This is a genomic window from Gordonia hongkongensis (genome assembly GCF_023078355.1).
Classification (GTDB): domain Bacteria; phylum Actinomycetota; class Actinomycetes; order Mycobacteriales; family Mycobacteriaceae; genus Gordonia; species Gordonia hongkongensis.
Genome location: NZ_CP095552.1, coordinates 3,150,249 through 3,164,402 on the forward strand (window position 1 = coordinate 3,150,249; position 14,154 = coordinate 3,164,402).

Below are 14,154 nucleotides of genomic sequence, written 5' to 3' on the forward strand. Positions count from 1 at the left end.
GGACACAGTGTCATCCATGCGTCGTCCGACGTCGGTTTCGGCGGTTGGGTCGCTCGACGATGACGCCCCCGCGTCCCCCCGCAGCGATCGTCGAACAGCAACGAATCATACGCGGTACATCGCATCCGCTTTGGAAAGTGATACATCCCGCACGATCGGCCGTTCCCGACGATCAGACGACTTCGAAAACTGGTGTGACAGATGGGATCACCCGAGTGCGATGGAGCCACACTGGTCACTTTCGTACCGTCTGGCGTGGTTCCGGGACCGTAGGATTCGGTCGTTCGACCGACACCGGGACAGAACGGCATCTCGGACATGGCTTCGCCCGGCGCCGGGAGCGAAGCGAGCGGGCCGAATGAACACCGGCGCCGGGAGCGAAGCGAGCGGGCCGAATGAACACCGGCGCCGGGAGCGAAGCGAGCAGGCCGAATGAACACCGGCGCCGGGAGCGAAGCGAGCGGGCCTCGATCGATGGAGTCGCAGCGCCGGACAAGGCAAGATCGGACTGGTGTCAGACGTGCAGTTGATCGAGGTGGGCCCGCGGGACGGGTTGCAGAACGAGCAGACCCTGCTCTCCGTCGAGGAGAAGATCGAGTTCATCGCCCGGGCCGTCGACGCCGGCGTGCGCCGGATCGAGGCGGTGAGTTTCGTGAACCCCAAACGCGTACCGCAGATGGCCGGCGCCGAGGAGGTCATGGCCGGGGTGCCCCGCGTGGACGGTGTCTCCTATATCGGTCTCGTCCTGAATCGTCGTGGTCTCGACCGCGCTCTCGCCTCCGCGGTCGACGAGGTGAACGCGGTCGTCGTGGCCACCGAGGCGTTCAGCCACCGTAATCAGGGCTGCAGCGTCGAGGACACCATTTCGGCGGCCGTCGATGTGGTGCGCGACGCGCGCGCGGCCGGCCTCGCGACGACGGTGACCATCGCGGTCGCGTTCGGCTGCCCGTTCACGGGCGAGGTCGACCCTCGCCGGATCTCCGACATCGTGGCGCGGTTGACCGATCAGGCCGCCCCGGACGAGATCGCTCTCGCCGACACGATCGGCGTCGGGGTTCCGGCGCAGGTCCGCGATCTCGCCGCCCGCACGGCGGAGCGTGCGCCCGGTATTCCACAGCGCTGGCATTTCCACAACACGCGGAACACCGGTTACGCGAATGCTCTCACCGCGCTCGATTCGGGGGCCGGCGCCATCGACGCCAGTGTCGGCGGATTCGGTGGGTGTCCGTTCGCTCCCGCGGCGACCGGCAACATCGCGTCCGAGGATCTCGTCTACGCACTCGATCGGTCCGAGGTCAGCACGGGTGTCGACATGCAGGGGCTGATCGACGCCGCCGCGTGGCTGGGCCGGGCCCTCGACAAGAATGTCCCCGCACTCCTCGGACGTGCCGGAGCATTTCCGGCCGTCCGCGGAGACGGGGACATCTGAGCGGGACCCCATCGGTGCGAACGCACCGGTGGGAAACCCTTCGCCGACTATCCGGTGGTGTGGACGATCAGCACGTCGCACGCCGACTTGCGGGCCACATCGGCGGGGACCGATCCGAGGAGCCGCCCGGCGATCGAATTCAGGCCGCGATTGCCCACGACGAGAAGATCGGCCTTGACGTCGCTCACCAACTGCAGGAGCGCGTCGACCGGAGCACCCTTGACCGGGCGCTGCACCACGTTCGACGCACCGGCCTTGGTGGCCCGTTCCTTCGCGGTTCGCAGGATCTCCTCGGTCGGCGTCGATCCGGTGATCTGGTACGCCTCGTCTTTCAGGACATCCGCGGCGTCTCCGGCTCCGCGCTCGTTCGGGAAGTACGCGCACGCGATCACCAACTGAGCGTCGCCCGCGAGTGCACCCGCACGCTCCACAGCCTTCATCGACGACTCGGAGCCGTCCGTTCCGACGACGACGGTTTCGTAAGAGCTCATCCCAACCTCTCGACATGAATTCGCCTCGCTGCCCATCAGCGAGGCGTCATCGCGTGTACCCACAATGCAGGGGTCCTGCACGGGGACATTAGTGTGCCACGGGCACGTCTGTCCCCCGTTCGTGGTGATCGGCACATCGTGAACCCGACGCTGCCACCCCGAACAGACGTCACTTGATCCCGGCCGCGTCCATCCCTCGCATCTCCTTCTTCAGGTCGGCGATCTCGTCGCGGAGTCGTCCGGCGAGTTCGAACTGCAGATCCCGAGCGGCACTCATCATCTGGTCGGTGAGTTGGGACACGAGGTCGGCGAGCTCGGCGCGGGGCATCATCGACACGTCACGCTTCTCGATGACCCCCGAACTACCGGCCTTCGACACCTCACCCTGTGCGCGGCGTCCGCGGCTGGAGTTGCGTCCGGAACCGCCGACCGCCACGGCCTCGTCCTCGGCTTCCTTGTAGACCTGGTCCAGGATGTCGGCGATCTTCTTGCGCAGCGGCTTCGGATCGATGCCGTTCGCCTTGTTGTACGCGATCTGCTTCTCGCGACGCCGCTCGGTCTCGTCGATGGCGTTGCGCATCGAATCGGTGATCTTGTCCGCATACATGTGGACCTCGCCGGACACGTTGCGGGCCGCGCGACCGATCGTCTGGATGAGCGACGTGGTGCTCCGCAGGAAGCCCTCCTTGTCGGCGTCGAGAATCGCGACGAGCGAGACCTCGGGCAGGTCGAGACCCTCGCGGAGCAGGTTGATGCCGACCAGAACGTCGTAATCACCGGACCGCAGCTGGCGGAGCAGTTCGACACGACGCAGGGTGTCGACCTCCGAGTGCAGGTACCGGACGCGGATACCGAGTTCGAGCAGGTAATCGGTGAGATCCTCGGCCATCTTCTTGGTCAGGGTGGTCACCAGGACGCGCTCGTCGCGATCGGTTCGCTCACGGATTTCATGGACCAGATCGTCGATCTGGCCCTTGGTGGGTTTCACCACGACCTGCGGGTCCACGAGTCCCGTCGGACGGATCACCTGTTCGACGAACTCGCCGTTGGACTGGCCCAGTTCGTACGGCCCGGGAGTCGCGGACAGATAGACGGTCTGTCCGATGCGGTCGACGAACTCGTCCCATGTGAGCGGTCGGTTGTCGACCGCCGAAGGCAACCGGAATCCGTACTCGACGAGGTTGCGCTTGCGCGACATGTCGCCCTCGTACATGCCGCCGATCTGGGGCACCGTCACGTGCGACTCGTCGATGACGAGGAGGAAGTCGTCCGGGAAGTAGTCGATGAGCGTGGCCGGCGCGCTCCCCGCGGCTCGCCCGTCGATGTGGCGCGAGTAGTTCTCGATGCCCGAGCAGAACCCGACCTGACGCATCATCTCCAGGTCATAGGTGGTGCGCATGCGCAGACGCTGGGCCTCCAGCAGCTTGCCCTTGCCCTCCAGCTCGGCGAGTCGCTCCTCGAGCTCGCGCTCGATGCTCGCCATCGCCTTCTCCATGCGCTCGGGCCCGGCGACGTAATGGGTGGCCGGGAAGATGCGCAGCGAGTCGACCTGGCGCACGACGTCACCGGTCAGCGGATGCAGGAAGTACAGCGACTCGACCTCGTCGCCGAAGAACTCGATGCGCACAGCCAGTTCCTCGTAGGACGGGATGATCTCGACCGTGTCCCCGCGCACCCGGAAGCTGCCGCGGGTGAACGACATGTCGTTGCGCGTGTACTGGACGTCGACGAGCAGACGCAGCAGGGCGTCGCGATCGATCTCCTGCCCGACCTCGATCTCGACGGACCGGTCGAGATAGGACTGCGGCGTACCGAGGCCGTAGATGCAGGACACCGAGGCGACGACGACCACGTCGCGTCGCGACAGCAGGCTCGACGTCGCCGAGTGACGTAGGCGCTCGACGTCGTCGTTGATCGACGAGTCCTTCTCGATGTAGGTGTCGGTCTGCGCGATGTACGCCTCGGGTTGGTAGTAGTCGTAGTACGACACGAAGTACTCGACGGCGTTGTTGGGCAGCATCTCGCGCAGTTCGTTCGCGAGCTGCGCCGCGAGCGTCTTGTTCGGCGCCATCACGAGCGTCGGGCGCTGGACCTGTTCGATGAGCCAGGCCGTGGTCGCCGACTTTCCGGTGCCGGTCGCGCCGAGGAGGACGATGTCCTTCTCCCCGGCCTTGATCCGGCGGGTGAGGTCTTCGATGGCGGCGGGCTGGTCGCCGGCCGGTTCGTACTCGCTGACGACCTGCAGGCGGGCATCGGTCCGCTCGATCTCGCCGACCGGCCGGAACTCCGAGTGCGCGATGACGGGGCGTTCTGCTGCAAAAGCCATAGTGCCAGGGTAAACGCGACCTATGACAGCGATGTTCCCGCGGACCGGCGTCCGACGAGCGCGGCGACGAGCACGACCGCCGAGCACAGCGGGATCGGCTGGCCGACGACGACGAACACTCCGACGTCGGCGAGGAGCGCGACGGGCGCCGCGACCCGGACCACCGGGCCCGGAACCGGCGCCTTGCCGCGGGTCCGGCGCGGCACGCGCGACCACGGTTTCGCGATCGACAGCCAGCCCTGGAACGCGATCAACGTGGCCATCAGGACCGTCGACGCGAGCAGGCCGGCCGACGCGACTTCGCGGGCGCGCGCCGCCGAGTCGAGAGCTGGTGAGAGCACCGCGATCCCGACGACGAGCTGGCTCACCGTGATCGCGAACTTCACGAGGACCCACCAGTGGAGGAAGAAGCCCCACGGCGTCGTGGCGGACAACAGGAATCCCGACATCGCGGACACATTGGCAGAGACCACCAGGACCGTGGTGTCGAGGACGTGCGCGGCGACCGCGCCCCCGTCCCCGGGACTCAGCATCAGAACCGCCATCGCGAGCGCCTGGCTCATCCAACAGACCGACGAGAGCACGTGTATCCACAACAGCACGTGCCGTGCGCGCTTGACGGTCGGCCGCGCTGTGATTCGTTCGCGGGCCACAGCACGGCCCCGTTCGGCGACGAAAGTCCTCATGTTCCGACCATCCCGCGGACCGGCGGTCGGACGCATCGGTGAGAACTCGGGCTTTCACCCTGAGATCGTCGGTGAGGCTGTCTAGATTCAGAGCATGACGAGCGATGGCGGGCGCACCGCCGACCCCGGGTCAGCACCGCACCCGCTGCACCCGCCGAAACGCGAGGTCTTCGACGTCCCGGCGATGACGAACACCGACAACAAGGGATTCGTCCGGGAGGTCGAGGAGTATCGCGTCACCGACTTCGGGCTGTACATGTCGCGCCACGCTCCCGGGCACCCCAGATTCGACCACCTGGAGTCATGGCTGCTACCCGCTTTGGGTTTGCGCGCCAACATCTTCCACTACCAGGGCGGCTACCGCGAAGGGCAGCGCCTGTACCTGGATGTGGGCCGGTTCGCCGGCCCCGACGACGACGGCCGGTGGCATGCCGAGGACTGGTACCTCGATCTCGTCGACGTGCCGGGCACCCCTCCCCTGCTGCTCGACACCGACGAGCTGCTCGAGGCCCACCGTGACGGTTTGCTCGACACCGCGCAGTGCGTCGAAGCCGTCGGGATCGCCACGCGTGCACTCGTCGGTGCGGCGGAACACGGCAACGACATACAGGCCTGGCTCGACGCCGCGGCGGGTGGCGCGGTGGCCTTTCGCGACCACGACCACCGTCGCCAGGGCGAGGCCCGGTAGATCAGTACGTCGGCAGCACGAAACAGGATCCGTTACGGATGAAGTCGGGGAGCTGGACGCCGGTGCCCACCGTGACCGCCCTCGACTTCTCGACTCCGTCGAGGGTCGCCTTCAGCAGGTAGCGGCCCGGGGTCGACGGCCGCCACTTGGGCCGGATCTCGACACTCGTGGGCTTCTGGTCGTAGATCGTGACCGAGCGCCCGGCGCCCACCAGGGTGACCTTCAGATTCGACTTCGCCGAACGCGGATCGCTGACGAGAACCGACAGTGTGTAGGAACATCCCGCGCCGTACACCCCGTAGTTGAACGAGCCGTTGGCCGACGAGCCGTAACCCGGAAGAGTGTCCACCGCGATGCCCTGCAGCGCCGCCTCCGCCGGCGCGGCCAGCGCCACGCTTGCGCACGCAACTGCACCGAAAGCTATTGCGCCACTGGCAATCCGCGCGCGACTCCGACTTCCCCGACCGACCATGCTGTACTCCACTCCTGGGCTTCGTCCTCAGCGACCACCCCCACCGCGGGGGCGTGCGACTCACAAGTTAGCAGCGGACGGGGCAGCATGTGCCAATTTTGGCAACGTTTGTAGTCAGTTTTTGTGCCAACCGCCGGTCAGCGTGTCACGACCCGCACCGCGGCCGGCCGCCCCGGGTCACAGGACCCGTACTGATCCGGTCCGGCCGGTGCGAATCCACCGTCGGCGAGACGATCCGCCAAGCCCTCCGCGGCGCCGGCGTCACGTGCGGTCACCCGCAACTCGACCGTCGCCGGGTTGACGATGTCGACCGCGGTGGCCAGTTCGCCGGCGAGCGCCCACAATCGGTTCACCAGGCGCGGACGGACCATCGGGATTCGGTTCTGCTGCCACGAGCCCGGGCACCGACTCGGCGACGCGACGCTCGCGGACGTTCAGCTCGAGCGGCACGAGGCGCTCGTCCCAGACCCGGGCGGCCGATGCCGCCAGTTCCTCGGGGGCGCCCGAGTTGTCCAGCCATACGTCGGCCACGGCACGACGCTGCTCGTCGGTCGCCTGCGCGGCGATGCGGGCACGGGCATCGGCCTCGGCGACACCCCGCATGGTGGTCAGCCGGTGCAACCGCACGTCGGCCTCGGCGAACACGATCACGACCAGATGGAAGAACGGCGCCGTGTGGTTCTCGACCAGCAGCGGGATGTCTTGCACCACAATTGCGTCGGCCGGTGCGTCGTCGAGCATGGCCTGGGTCCGCGCACCGATGAGCGGGTGGGTGATGCCGTTGAGCGTCAGCCGCGACTCGTCGTCGACGAAGGCCTTCGCCGCGAGAGCCGGACGATCGAGACTCCCGTCGGCGGCCAGGATGTCCGGACCGAACGCCTCGACGAGCGCAGCCAGACCCTCGGATCCCGGCTCGACCACCTCCCGGGCGACCTTGTCCGCGTCGATGATGTACGCGCCCCGCTCGACGAACGTCTTTGCCACAGTCGATTTGCCGGCCCCGATGCCACCGGTCAGCCCAAGCCTGATCACGCCCACCAGTGTGACAAATTCCGTCTGCGACACGTTGGAAGGGCCCCGCCGAGAACCAGAGACCCCGTCTCGCGCGATGACCCTCAGCTGGTCACGACGTCGAGACGAGGTCTCCTCGGGTTGTGGTATCAGCCGGTGACGGCCGCCAGTTCGATGGTCTCGTGCGGCAGGTCCGCCTCGCCGACCTTCTCGTTCTTGTTCAGATCGACGGCGACGATCTTCTTGGCAGCCGGGTCGCTGACGTAGGCGATGCCCTCCTGCACCACGACGTTCGGCATCGGGGACTGCCACTCGTCGGGTTCGGTCCACGCGCCGATGGCGGGGATCGTGGCGGTCTTGGCCGCCGTGTCGGCGTCGAAGACGTGTAGGGCACCGTCGGTTCCCAGGATCACGGCGGACCCGCCGGGACCGCGCTCGATGGACCGGAAGCTGTAGGAGGTGCCGAGGTCGACGAGCCGGAGCTGGCCGGTGCGGGTGTCGGTGAGCGAGAACCGGGTCGGCCGTTCGAGTTCGGCGTCCGGATCGGACTTGTAGTCGCCGAGGATGATCGGGGACTCCTCGCTGCCGGCCTGGTTGCCGATGCGGCCGTACTCGTCGGGGCTCTCGACCTTGCGGATGTCGTTCCCGTTCACGATGAGCAGTCCGTCCTCGCAACCGAAAGCGAGCACTCCGCCGGCGCCGGCGGCCTCGCCATGCACACCCGGGCACTGGTCGTTGCGCACGATCTCCTTGCGCTCCGGGTCGAGGATCGCGATGCCGCTGCGCGACTCCTCGTTTCCGGCGGTGACGACGACCGTGCCGTCCTCACGGAACACCGCGACCCCGTGGTGCGGCTCGGGAAGTGTGAACGAGGTCGACGCCGGGTTCCCGCGCAGGAGCTCGGCGGGCTCGACGATGTCGACCTGGCCCGTGCCGTCGGTGAAGAGGGCGATCCGGGAGTCGTGTGGCACAACGTGTCCCGGCTCTTCACCGCCGAACGTCATGTCGGTGAGGGCCGGTGTCGTCGTGTAGTAGTGACCATGGTCGCCGTGTTGACGCGTCCAGGTACCCATGTCGAGAACCCGGAACCCGTCCGACTCCGAGACGAACACATTACGGCCGTTGTCGGCGCTGTTGAGTCGGATGAAGCCGTCGATCGGGAGGTCGGCGACCTGCTCCAACGACTCCGCGTCGAGGACCAGGATGCCGCCGTCGTAGCTGAGCGCGAGGCGCGGCGTGGCGCTCTGCTGCTCGACGGCCGCGGCCGAGCTGGAGGCGGGCGCGGATTCGCTCGAATCCTCGCTCCCGCAGGCGACGAGCGCGAACGACGCGGCGGTGAGAAACGCGAGAGAGCGGGTCAGTTTTGTCCGTTGTGCAAACACCCGAACAGTGAACATGGATATGAAAATCATTGTCAACAACGCATGGGATGATGGTGGCCCGCAACGGCCGCTCCTCGCGAACACCCCGGCATCAGGCCAGCAACGGCCGCAACCCGTCGAGCACGCGGGCGAGTCCGAATTCGAAGGCGTCATCGGGGGCGCCGGGCGCCTGATGGATCTCTCCGACCGCACTGCCGACCCGATCCGACAGGGGGTACGCACCATCGGGGATGACCGCCGCGAGTTCAGGACCGACGATCTCCCACCATCGCGCGTCGCTCATCCCGGATTCCTCGGCGGCCGTCCGCTCCCCGACCGCCTCGCGGGCGTTGCCGGCCACGAAGGCACCGAGCAGTGCGATGATGTGGTCTCGCTGGACATCCGAGATGTCGGTCGCCTCGAGCAGTTCGAGCTGCCGCTCGTACCGGGCCAGGCGGTGCGGGCCCAGCACCTGGCGCCACGGCGAGGCCGCCAGCAGCCATGGGTGGTCGAGACACTCGGCACGCAGTGCGCGCGCGACTCCCGCCAGGGACTCGACGACGGTCGGTGCCGGCCCGGGCATCGGAGTCCGTGCTGTCACGTGATCGATCATGAGCGCCACCAGCACGTCACGCGTCGGCACGTAGGTGTACAGACTCATCGGCCCGACGCCGAGTTCGGCGGCCAGGGCGCGCATCGAGACGGCACCGAGCCCGCGCTCGTCCGCGAGGTCGATCGCCGCCGTCACGATGTCGTCGACCGACACCCGCTGCCGCGGCCCCCGCCGCGGACCGCCATCTCCGGCCTCGGCCCGCCAGAGCAGTCGGACCAGCGTGCGTGCATCATCTGCGGTCGACACGGCGACGCCTTTCCCGTACGGTGTACTGAGTCATAACCCCGTACACCGTACCAAGAGGAGCGTCCACTGCCCACTCAGGCCACCTATCTGCCGGACCTGCACCAGTTCGCGCTCTGGTCTTCCCACCAGTCCGATGCCGGAAACCTGTCGGACACCTGCCGTCTCGCGGTCCCGGACGGCCGCGACCTCGTCGTTCGCGACGTCCGCTGCGAACTCGTCGATCCCCCGGCACTCCTGGCCGCGTGCGACCAGGGTGATCCGAGCCGAGTCGCGGAGTCGGTCGAAGCGTGGCGACGCACACTCGCCGGCGACTCCGCGACACCGCTGCCGCTCGCCGCACACGCCGAGATCGATCCCACCGGGACGGCGGTGACGACTGCGGACTTCGCCCGTACAGCGCTGCAGGAGTCTCTCGCCGCCGAGGACATACTGCGAGACACTCTGCGAGCCCACCTGCGGCCGTATCAGATTCGCGGTATCGCCTGGCTGGCCCGCACCGTGGAGGTCACCGGCGGTGCCGTGCTGGCCGACGAGATGGGACTGGGCAAGACCGTCCAGGCGATCGGACTGCTGACGCTTCGGGCGCACGAGGGACCACAGCTGGTCGTCTGCCCGACCAGCCTCGTGACCAATTGGAGTCACGAGGTGGCCCGCTTCGCGCCTGATCTGAACGTGTACACCGGCCCCCTCGACCATGCGCCGGACGGGCCCGGTTCGATCACCGTGATCTCCTACGCGAGACTGCGACTGAGCATCGCCGACGTCCGTCGATTCGACTGGGCCACAGCCGTGTTCGACGAGGCGCAGGCCCTGAAGAACCCGCGCACCCAGGTGTCACGCGCGGCGCGCACCGTCGGCGCCCGGGCTCACGTCGCGTTGACCGGCACTCCCATCGAGAACAGTCTCGACGACCTCTGGGCGATTCTCCGGGTCGTCGCGCCCGCACTGTTTCCTCACCGGGCGGTGTTCCGGCGGCGCTTCACCAAAGCCGTGGACGACGGCGACGCCGGCGCGCTGCGACGACTTCGGGTGGCGGTCGCGCCGGTGATGTTGGCGCGCACCAAATCCCGTGTGGCCTCGGCGCTGCCGCCGAAGATCGGCAATCCGGTGCTCGTCGATCTCACCGACGAACAGGCGCAGCTCTACGACGCTCACCTCGCGCGCGTGGAAGACACCGGCTTCGGCGACGGATTCGAACGACACGGACGGATTCTCGCCACACTCACCCGGCTCAAGCAGATCTGCAACCATCCCGGCCTCGTCACCGGCGACACCCGGGTGCTCGCGGGACGCTCGGGCAAGCTCGACGTGTGCACAGAGATCCTCGGTGACAACCTGCGTACCGGCTCCCCCACGCTCGTCTTCACCCAGTACCGGGAAACCGGTGAACTCCTCGTCCGGCACTTCGCCGAACAACTGGCGGTCGAGGCACCGTTCTTCCACGGCGGTCTCTCGGCGAGCCGTCGCGACGAACTCGTCGCCGCCTTCCAGTCGGGCGATGGCCCCGGTCTGATGGTCATGAGCCTCAAAGCCGGCGGCGTCGGACTCACCCTCACGCGCGCCTGCGACGTCATCCACTTCGACCGCTGGTGGAATCCGGCGGTCGAGGCCCAGGCGTCCGACCGCGTGCACCGAATCGGCCAGGAACGTCCCGTCACGATCACCACCTTGACCTCGGCCACATCCCTCGAAGAGCACATCGATCGCCTGCACCGGCGCAAGTCCATGCTCGGCGCGCACGCGGACGACACGTCCGCTCTCACCGAGCTGACCGGCCTCGACGACGAGCGATTGATGGACATCCTGCGGCGTCACCGGGAGGCGCGATGACCAGCACTCCTGCCGAATTCGGGTTCACCCGCTGGGGCGCCGAGATCGTCCGGCTCGCCGAGCCGATCTCGGCGCGTGGCCCCAACGCCTCGGCGCCACGAGCCCGCAGTGTCGCCCGCAACGGCGGCGTCACGCTCACCGTCGACGGACGTTCGGTCAGCGGTCTGGTGCAGCGTGGCGGCGAGGCGTCGATGGCACATCTCGAGTTCGATGCCATGTCCCCGGCGACCACGACGACGCTGCGGGAGGTGCTCGGCGAGTCCACCGAACCGACCGACGACATGCACCGTCGCCTCATCGAAGCGGCGTCGTGGTCGTCACCGGTTCTCGAGGTCGCCGACTGCTCCTGCCGCGCCCGCGGCGACCGGTGCCTGCACATCCTCGCCACGCTTTATGCCCTCGCCGCGGCCGTCGATCGAGAGCCCTTGCTGGCCCTCCGCCTGCGCGACTTCGAAGCACGGCTCAGCGGAGTCGCCGAAGGCGCGGACCACCCCGATGGATCACCGAGCCGGATGCCGCTACGGTGGGCGGCCCTGACGACCTTCGACGCCCGGGACTACTGGAGTGCTCGGCGTCGCACCGGGGCGCCCGACTGACCGTCGGCACCAGACGAGAGAAGCCCTCCCGGTTTCCCGGGAGGGCTTCTTCATGGTGCTCGGTGAGCGAGGCGTGTCAGGCGTTGCCCGACAGCTTCTCACGCAGTGCGGCGAGCTGCTCGTCGCTGGCCAGCGAACCGCCGGCCGACGATCCGCCGGTCGAGCTGCTGCTCGACGACGATCCGCCGCGGCTCTCCGACGCCGACGAGTAGTCGGTCGGGGCGTTGGCGGCCTCGGCGGCAGCAGCGGCGAACTTCTCCATCTGGGCGGTGTGCATCTTGTGGCGACGCTCGGCCTCGGCGTACCGGGCCTCCCATGCCTCACGCTGCTTCTCGAAGCCTTCGAGCCACTCGTTGGTCTCGGCGTCGAAGCCCTCGGGGAAGATGTAGTTGCCCTGCTCGTCGTAGCTGTCGGCCATGCCGTACTTCGAGGGGTCGAACTCCTCGGTGTAGTCCTCGTTGGCCTGCTTCAGGCTCAGCGAGATCCGACGACGCTCCAGGTCGATGTCGATGACCTTGACCATCGCGTCGTCACCGACGGCGACGACCTGATCCGGCACCTCGACGTGGCGCTCGGCCAGCTCGGAGATGTGGACCAGACCCTCGATGCCCTCGTCGACCCGGACGAACGCACCGAACGGCACCAGCTTGGTGACCTTGCCCGGCACGATCTGGCCGATGGCGTGGGTGCGGGCGAACTGGCGCCAGGGATCTTCCTGAGTTGCCTTGAGCGACAGCGACACACGCTCGCGGTCCAGATCGACGTCGAGGACCTCGACGGTGACCTCGTCGCCGACGGCGACGACCTCGGACGGGTGATCGATGTGCTTCCAGGACAGCTCCGAGACGTGGACCAGACCGTCGACGCCGCCGAGATCGACGAACGCACCGAAGTTGACGATCGAGGACACGACGCCCTTGCGGACCTGGCCCTTCTGCAGCTGGTGCAGGAACTCGCTGCGGACCTCGGACTGGGTCTGCTCGAGCCATGCGCGACGCGACAGGACCACGTTGTTGCGGTTCTTGTCGAGTTCGATGATCTTGGCCTCGATCTCCTTGCCGATGTACGGCTGCAGATCGCGGACGCGGCGCATCTCCACGAGCGATGCCGGGAGGAAGCCGCGCAGGCCGATGTCCAGGATCAGGCCGCCCTTGACGACCTCGATGACGGTGCCCTTGACGGCCTCGTCCTTCTCCTTGAGCTCCTCGATGGTGCCCCAAGCCCGCTCGTACTGCGCACGCTTCTTGGAGAGGATCAGACGGCCTTCTTTGTCCTCCTTGGTGAGGACCAGGGCTTCGACCTCGTCACCGACGTTGACGACCTCATTGGGGTCGACGTCGTGCTTGATCGACAGTTCGCGAGAAGGGATGACGCCTTCGGTCTTGTAACCGATGTCGAGCAGAACCTCGTCCCGGTCGACCTTGACGATGGTGCCTTCCACGATGTCGCCATCGTTGAAGTACTTGATCGTGGAGTCGATGGCGGCGAGAAAGTCCTCGGCAGTGCCGATGTCATTGACGGCTACTTGCGGCGAGGTGATCGTGGGGGACGACATATGTTGAGTTGCTCCGGACAGGTGTGTAGTAGGTACGATTCTGCAAAGCTCTGTTGATCGACACCACCTGGACCGGCCTGTCACCGGTCAGGGCAGGTGCGAACCGCGCGTCATCGGGCACACGCGCGTGTAGAAGCCTACTCTAGCGGCATTGTGCTGGGCAAATGGCTCGTCTCACGAGGCCGCCAGGACGTGCGGCCCGACGGGAGATGAGACGATCCCCACGTGGCGCACTCACTCGAACTGCTCCTCGACGACTCGTCCGACCAGCAGGTTCGGGCCGAATGGGACGCCCTCGCCGCTGCCGGACTCCCCCATCAGGGTCGCGTCGCGTGGCCGACGAATCGGCCCCACGTGACGCTGGTGGCCGCGTCCCGGATCGACGGGAACGCCGATGCGGCACTGGCCGCGGTCGCCATGCGCCTGCCGGTGGGCATGCGGCTCGGCGCTCCGATCGTCTTCGGCGGCGGTCTACGATCCACGCTCGCGCGGCTCGTGGTGCCGTCGAGCGAACTACTGTCGGTCCACGCCCAGGTCTCGCGGCTATCCGCCGAATTCGTCGACCCCGAGCCGGCCGACACGGCGACAGCCTCGACCGATGGTCGCCGAATGCCGTTCGCGCACACCACTCCCGGGCAGTGGACCCCGCACGTCACCCTCGCGCGGCGGATGGACGCCGAACAGCTCGTCCGCGCCTTCGACATCCTCGACATACGCGCCGAGATCGTCGGCGAGTTCACCGCACTGCGACGCTGGGACCCAGATGCGGGAACCGACGTCGTGCTCGCGGGGCGGGCCTGCTGATCGCGCTGCGGAGTCAGACGGAGGAGCCGCCGTTCCCCCGTCGGCC

General features: G+C 67.5%; 12 protein-coding genes and 1 pseudogene. 5 read left to right on the forward strand and 8 right to left on the reverse strand.

Annotated features, from left to right (window positions below):
* Positions 1–511 precede the first annotated feature (511 nt).
* Positions 512–1,429 carry a hydroxymethylglutaryl-CoA lyase gene (locus MVF96_RS14245; RefSeq protein WP_065632418.1) on the forward strand — a complete coding sequence of 306 codons (918 nt, stop codon included), beginning with the start codon at positions 512–514 and terminating at the stop codon, positions 1,427–1,429.
* A 47-nt stretch (positions 1,430–1,476) separates the two neighbouring features.
* Here MVF96_RS14245 and MVF96_RS14250 read toward each other — a convergent pair whose 3' ends face one another.
* The 3 genes from MVF96_RS14250 to MVF96_RS14260 all read right to left on the reverse strand — a co-directional run bounded on the left by MVF96_RS14250 (position 1,477) and on the right by MVF96_RS14260 (position 4,932).
* Complete coding sequence (locus tag MVF96_RS14250; RefSeq protein ID WP_247449433.1) at positions 1,477–1,920, reverse strand: universal stress protein; 444 nt, start codon at positions 1,918–1,920, stop codon at positions 1,477–1,479.
* A gap of 169 nt (positions 1,921–2,089) precedes the next feature.
* On the reverse strand, positions 2,090–4,246 hold the full coding sequence (gene uvrB, locus MVF96_RS14255; protein WP_058251857.1) for an excinuclease ABC subunit UvrB: 2,157 nt from the start codon (positions 4,244–4,246) through the stop codon (positions 2,090–2,092).
* Between the two features lie 20 nt (positions 4,247–4,266).
* Complete coding sequence (locus MVF96_RS14260) at positions 4,267–4,932, reverse strand: hypothetical protein (RefSeq protein WP_247449435.1); 666 nt, start codon at positions 4,930–4,932, stop codon at positions 4,267–4,269.
* 94 nt (positions 4,933–5,026) lie between these two features.
* Here MVF96_RS14260 and MVF96_RS14265 point away from each other — a divergent pair, with 94 nt between their 5' ends.
* Complete coding sequence (locus MVF96_RS14265; protein WP_247449437.1) at positions 5,027–5,620, forward strand: DUF402 domain-containing protein; 594 nt, start codon at positions 5,027–5,029, stop codon at positions 5,618–5,620.
* Between the two features lies 1 nt (position 5,621).
* Here MVF96_RS14265 and MVF96_RS14270 read toward each other — a convergent pair whose 3' ends face one another.
* From MVF96_RS14270 to MVF96_RS14285, 4 genes and pseudogenes are all read right to left on the reverse strand, one after another.
* Positions 5,622–6,014 (reverse strand): hypothetical protein, encoded by a 393-nt coding sequence (locus MVF96_RS14270; protein WP_396275703.1) that lies wholly within the window; start codon positions 6,012–6,014, stop codon positions 5,622–5,624.
* 215 nt (positions 6,015–6,229) lie between these two features.
* Positions 6,230–7,124: pseudogene (gene coaE, locus MVF96_RS14275) on the reverse strand (dephospho-CoA kinase).
* A gap of 128 nt (positions 7,125–7,252) precedes the next feature.
* A complete protein-coding gene (gene aztD, locus MVF96_RS14280; RefSeq protein WP_416259060.1) occupies positions 7,253–8,500 on the reverse strand; it encodes a zinc metallochaperone AztD in 1,248 nt (415 codons plus the stop codon).
* Positions 8,501–8,576: 76 nt separating this feature from the next.
* Positions 8,577–9,323, reverse strand: coding sequence for a TetR/AcrR family transcriptional regulator (locus MVF96_RS14285; protein ID WP_058251855.1), 747 nt, complete (start codon positions 9,321–9,323; stop codon positions 8,577–8,579).
* 234 nt (positions 9,324–9,557) lie between these two features.
* Between MVF96_RS14285 and MVF96_RS14290 the strand changes: the two genes are divergently transcribed.
* Together MVF96_RS14290 and MVF96_RS14295 are read left to right on the forward strand one after the other, a co-directional pair.
* A complete protein-coding gene (locus MVF96_RS14290) occupies positions 9,558–11,153 on the forward strand; it encodes a DEAD/DEAH box helicase (RefSeq protein ID WP_058251853.1) in 1,596 nt (531 codons plus the stop codon).
* Positions 11,150–11,749 (forward strand): SWIM zinc finger family protein, encoded by a 600-nt coding sequence (locus MVF96_RS14295; RefSeq protein ID WP_058251852.1) that lies wholly within the window; start codon positions 11,150–11,152, stop codon positions 11,747–11,749. The genes MVF96_RS14290 and MVF96_RS14295 overlap by 4 nt, the downstream gene beginning before the upstream one ends.
* Positions 11,750–11,825: 76 nt before the next feature.
* On the opposite strand, the gene rpsA is transcribed toward MVF96_RS14295, so the two are convergent.
* The gene (gene rpsA / locus MVF96_RS14300; RefSeq protein WP_058251851.1) at positions 11,826–13,304 is read right to left on the reverse strand and encodes a 30S ribosomal protein S1; all 1,479 of its coding nucleotides are present in this window, start codon (positions 13,302–13,304) and stop codon (positions 11,826–11,828) included.
* A gap of 225 nt (positions 13,305–13,529) precedes the next feature.
* Between rpsA and MVF96_RS14305 the strand changes: the two genes are divergently transcribed.
* A complete protein-coding gene (locus MVF96_RS14305; protein ID WP_247449439.1) occupies positions 13,530–14,108 on the forward strand; it encodes a 2'-5' RNA ligase family protein in 579 nt (192 codons plus the stop codon).
* Positions 14,109–14,154 lie beyond the last annotated feature (46 nt).

Coding starts and splice junctions, on each gene's coding strand:
- MVF96_RS14250 (WP_247449433.1), bottom strand. CDS start 1,920: ATGAGCTCTTACGAAACCGTCGTCGTCGGAACGGACGGCTCCGAGTCG.
- uvrB (WP_058251857.1), bottom strand. CDS start 4,246: ATGGCTTTTGCAGCAGAACGCCCCGTCATCGCGCACTCGGAGTTCCGG.
- MVF96_RS14260 (WP_247449435.1), bottom strand. CDS start 4,932: ATGAGGACTTTCGTCGCCGAACGGGGCCGTGCTGTGGCCCGCGAACGA.
- MVF96_RS14265 (WP_247449437.1), top strand. CDS start 5,027: ATGACGAGCGATGGCGGGCGCACCGCCGACCCCGGGTCAGCACCGCAC.
- aztD (WP_416259060.1), bottom strand. CDS start 8,500: ATGTTCACTGTTCGGGTGTTTGCACAACGGACAAAACTGACCCGCTCT.
- MVF96_RS14295 (WP_058251852.1), top strand. CDS start 11,150: ATGACCAGCACTCCTGCCGAATTCGGGTTCACCCGCTGGGGCGCCGAG.
- rpsA (WP_058251851.1), bottom strand. CDS start 13,304: ATGTCGTCCCCCACGATCACCTCGCCGCAAGTAGCCGTCAATGACATC.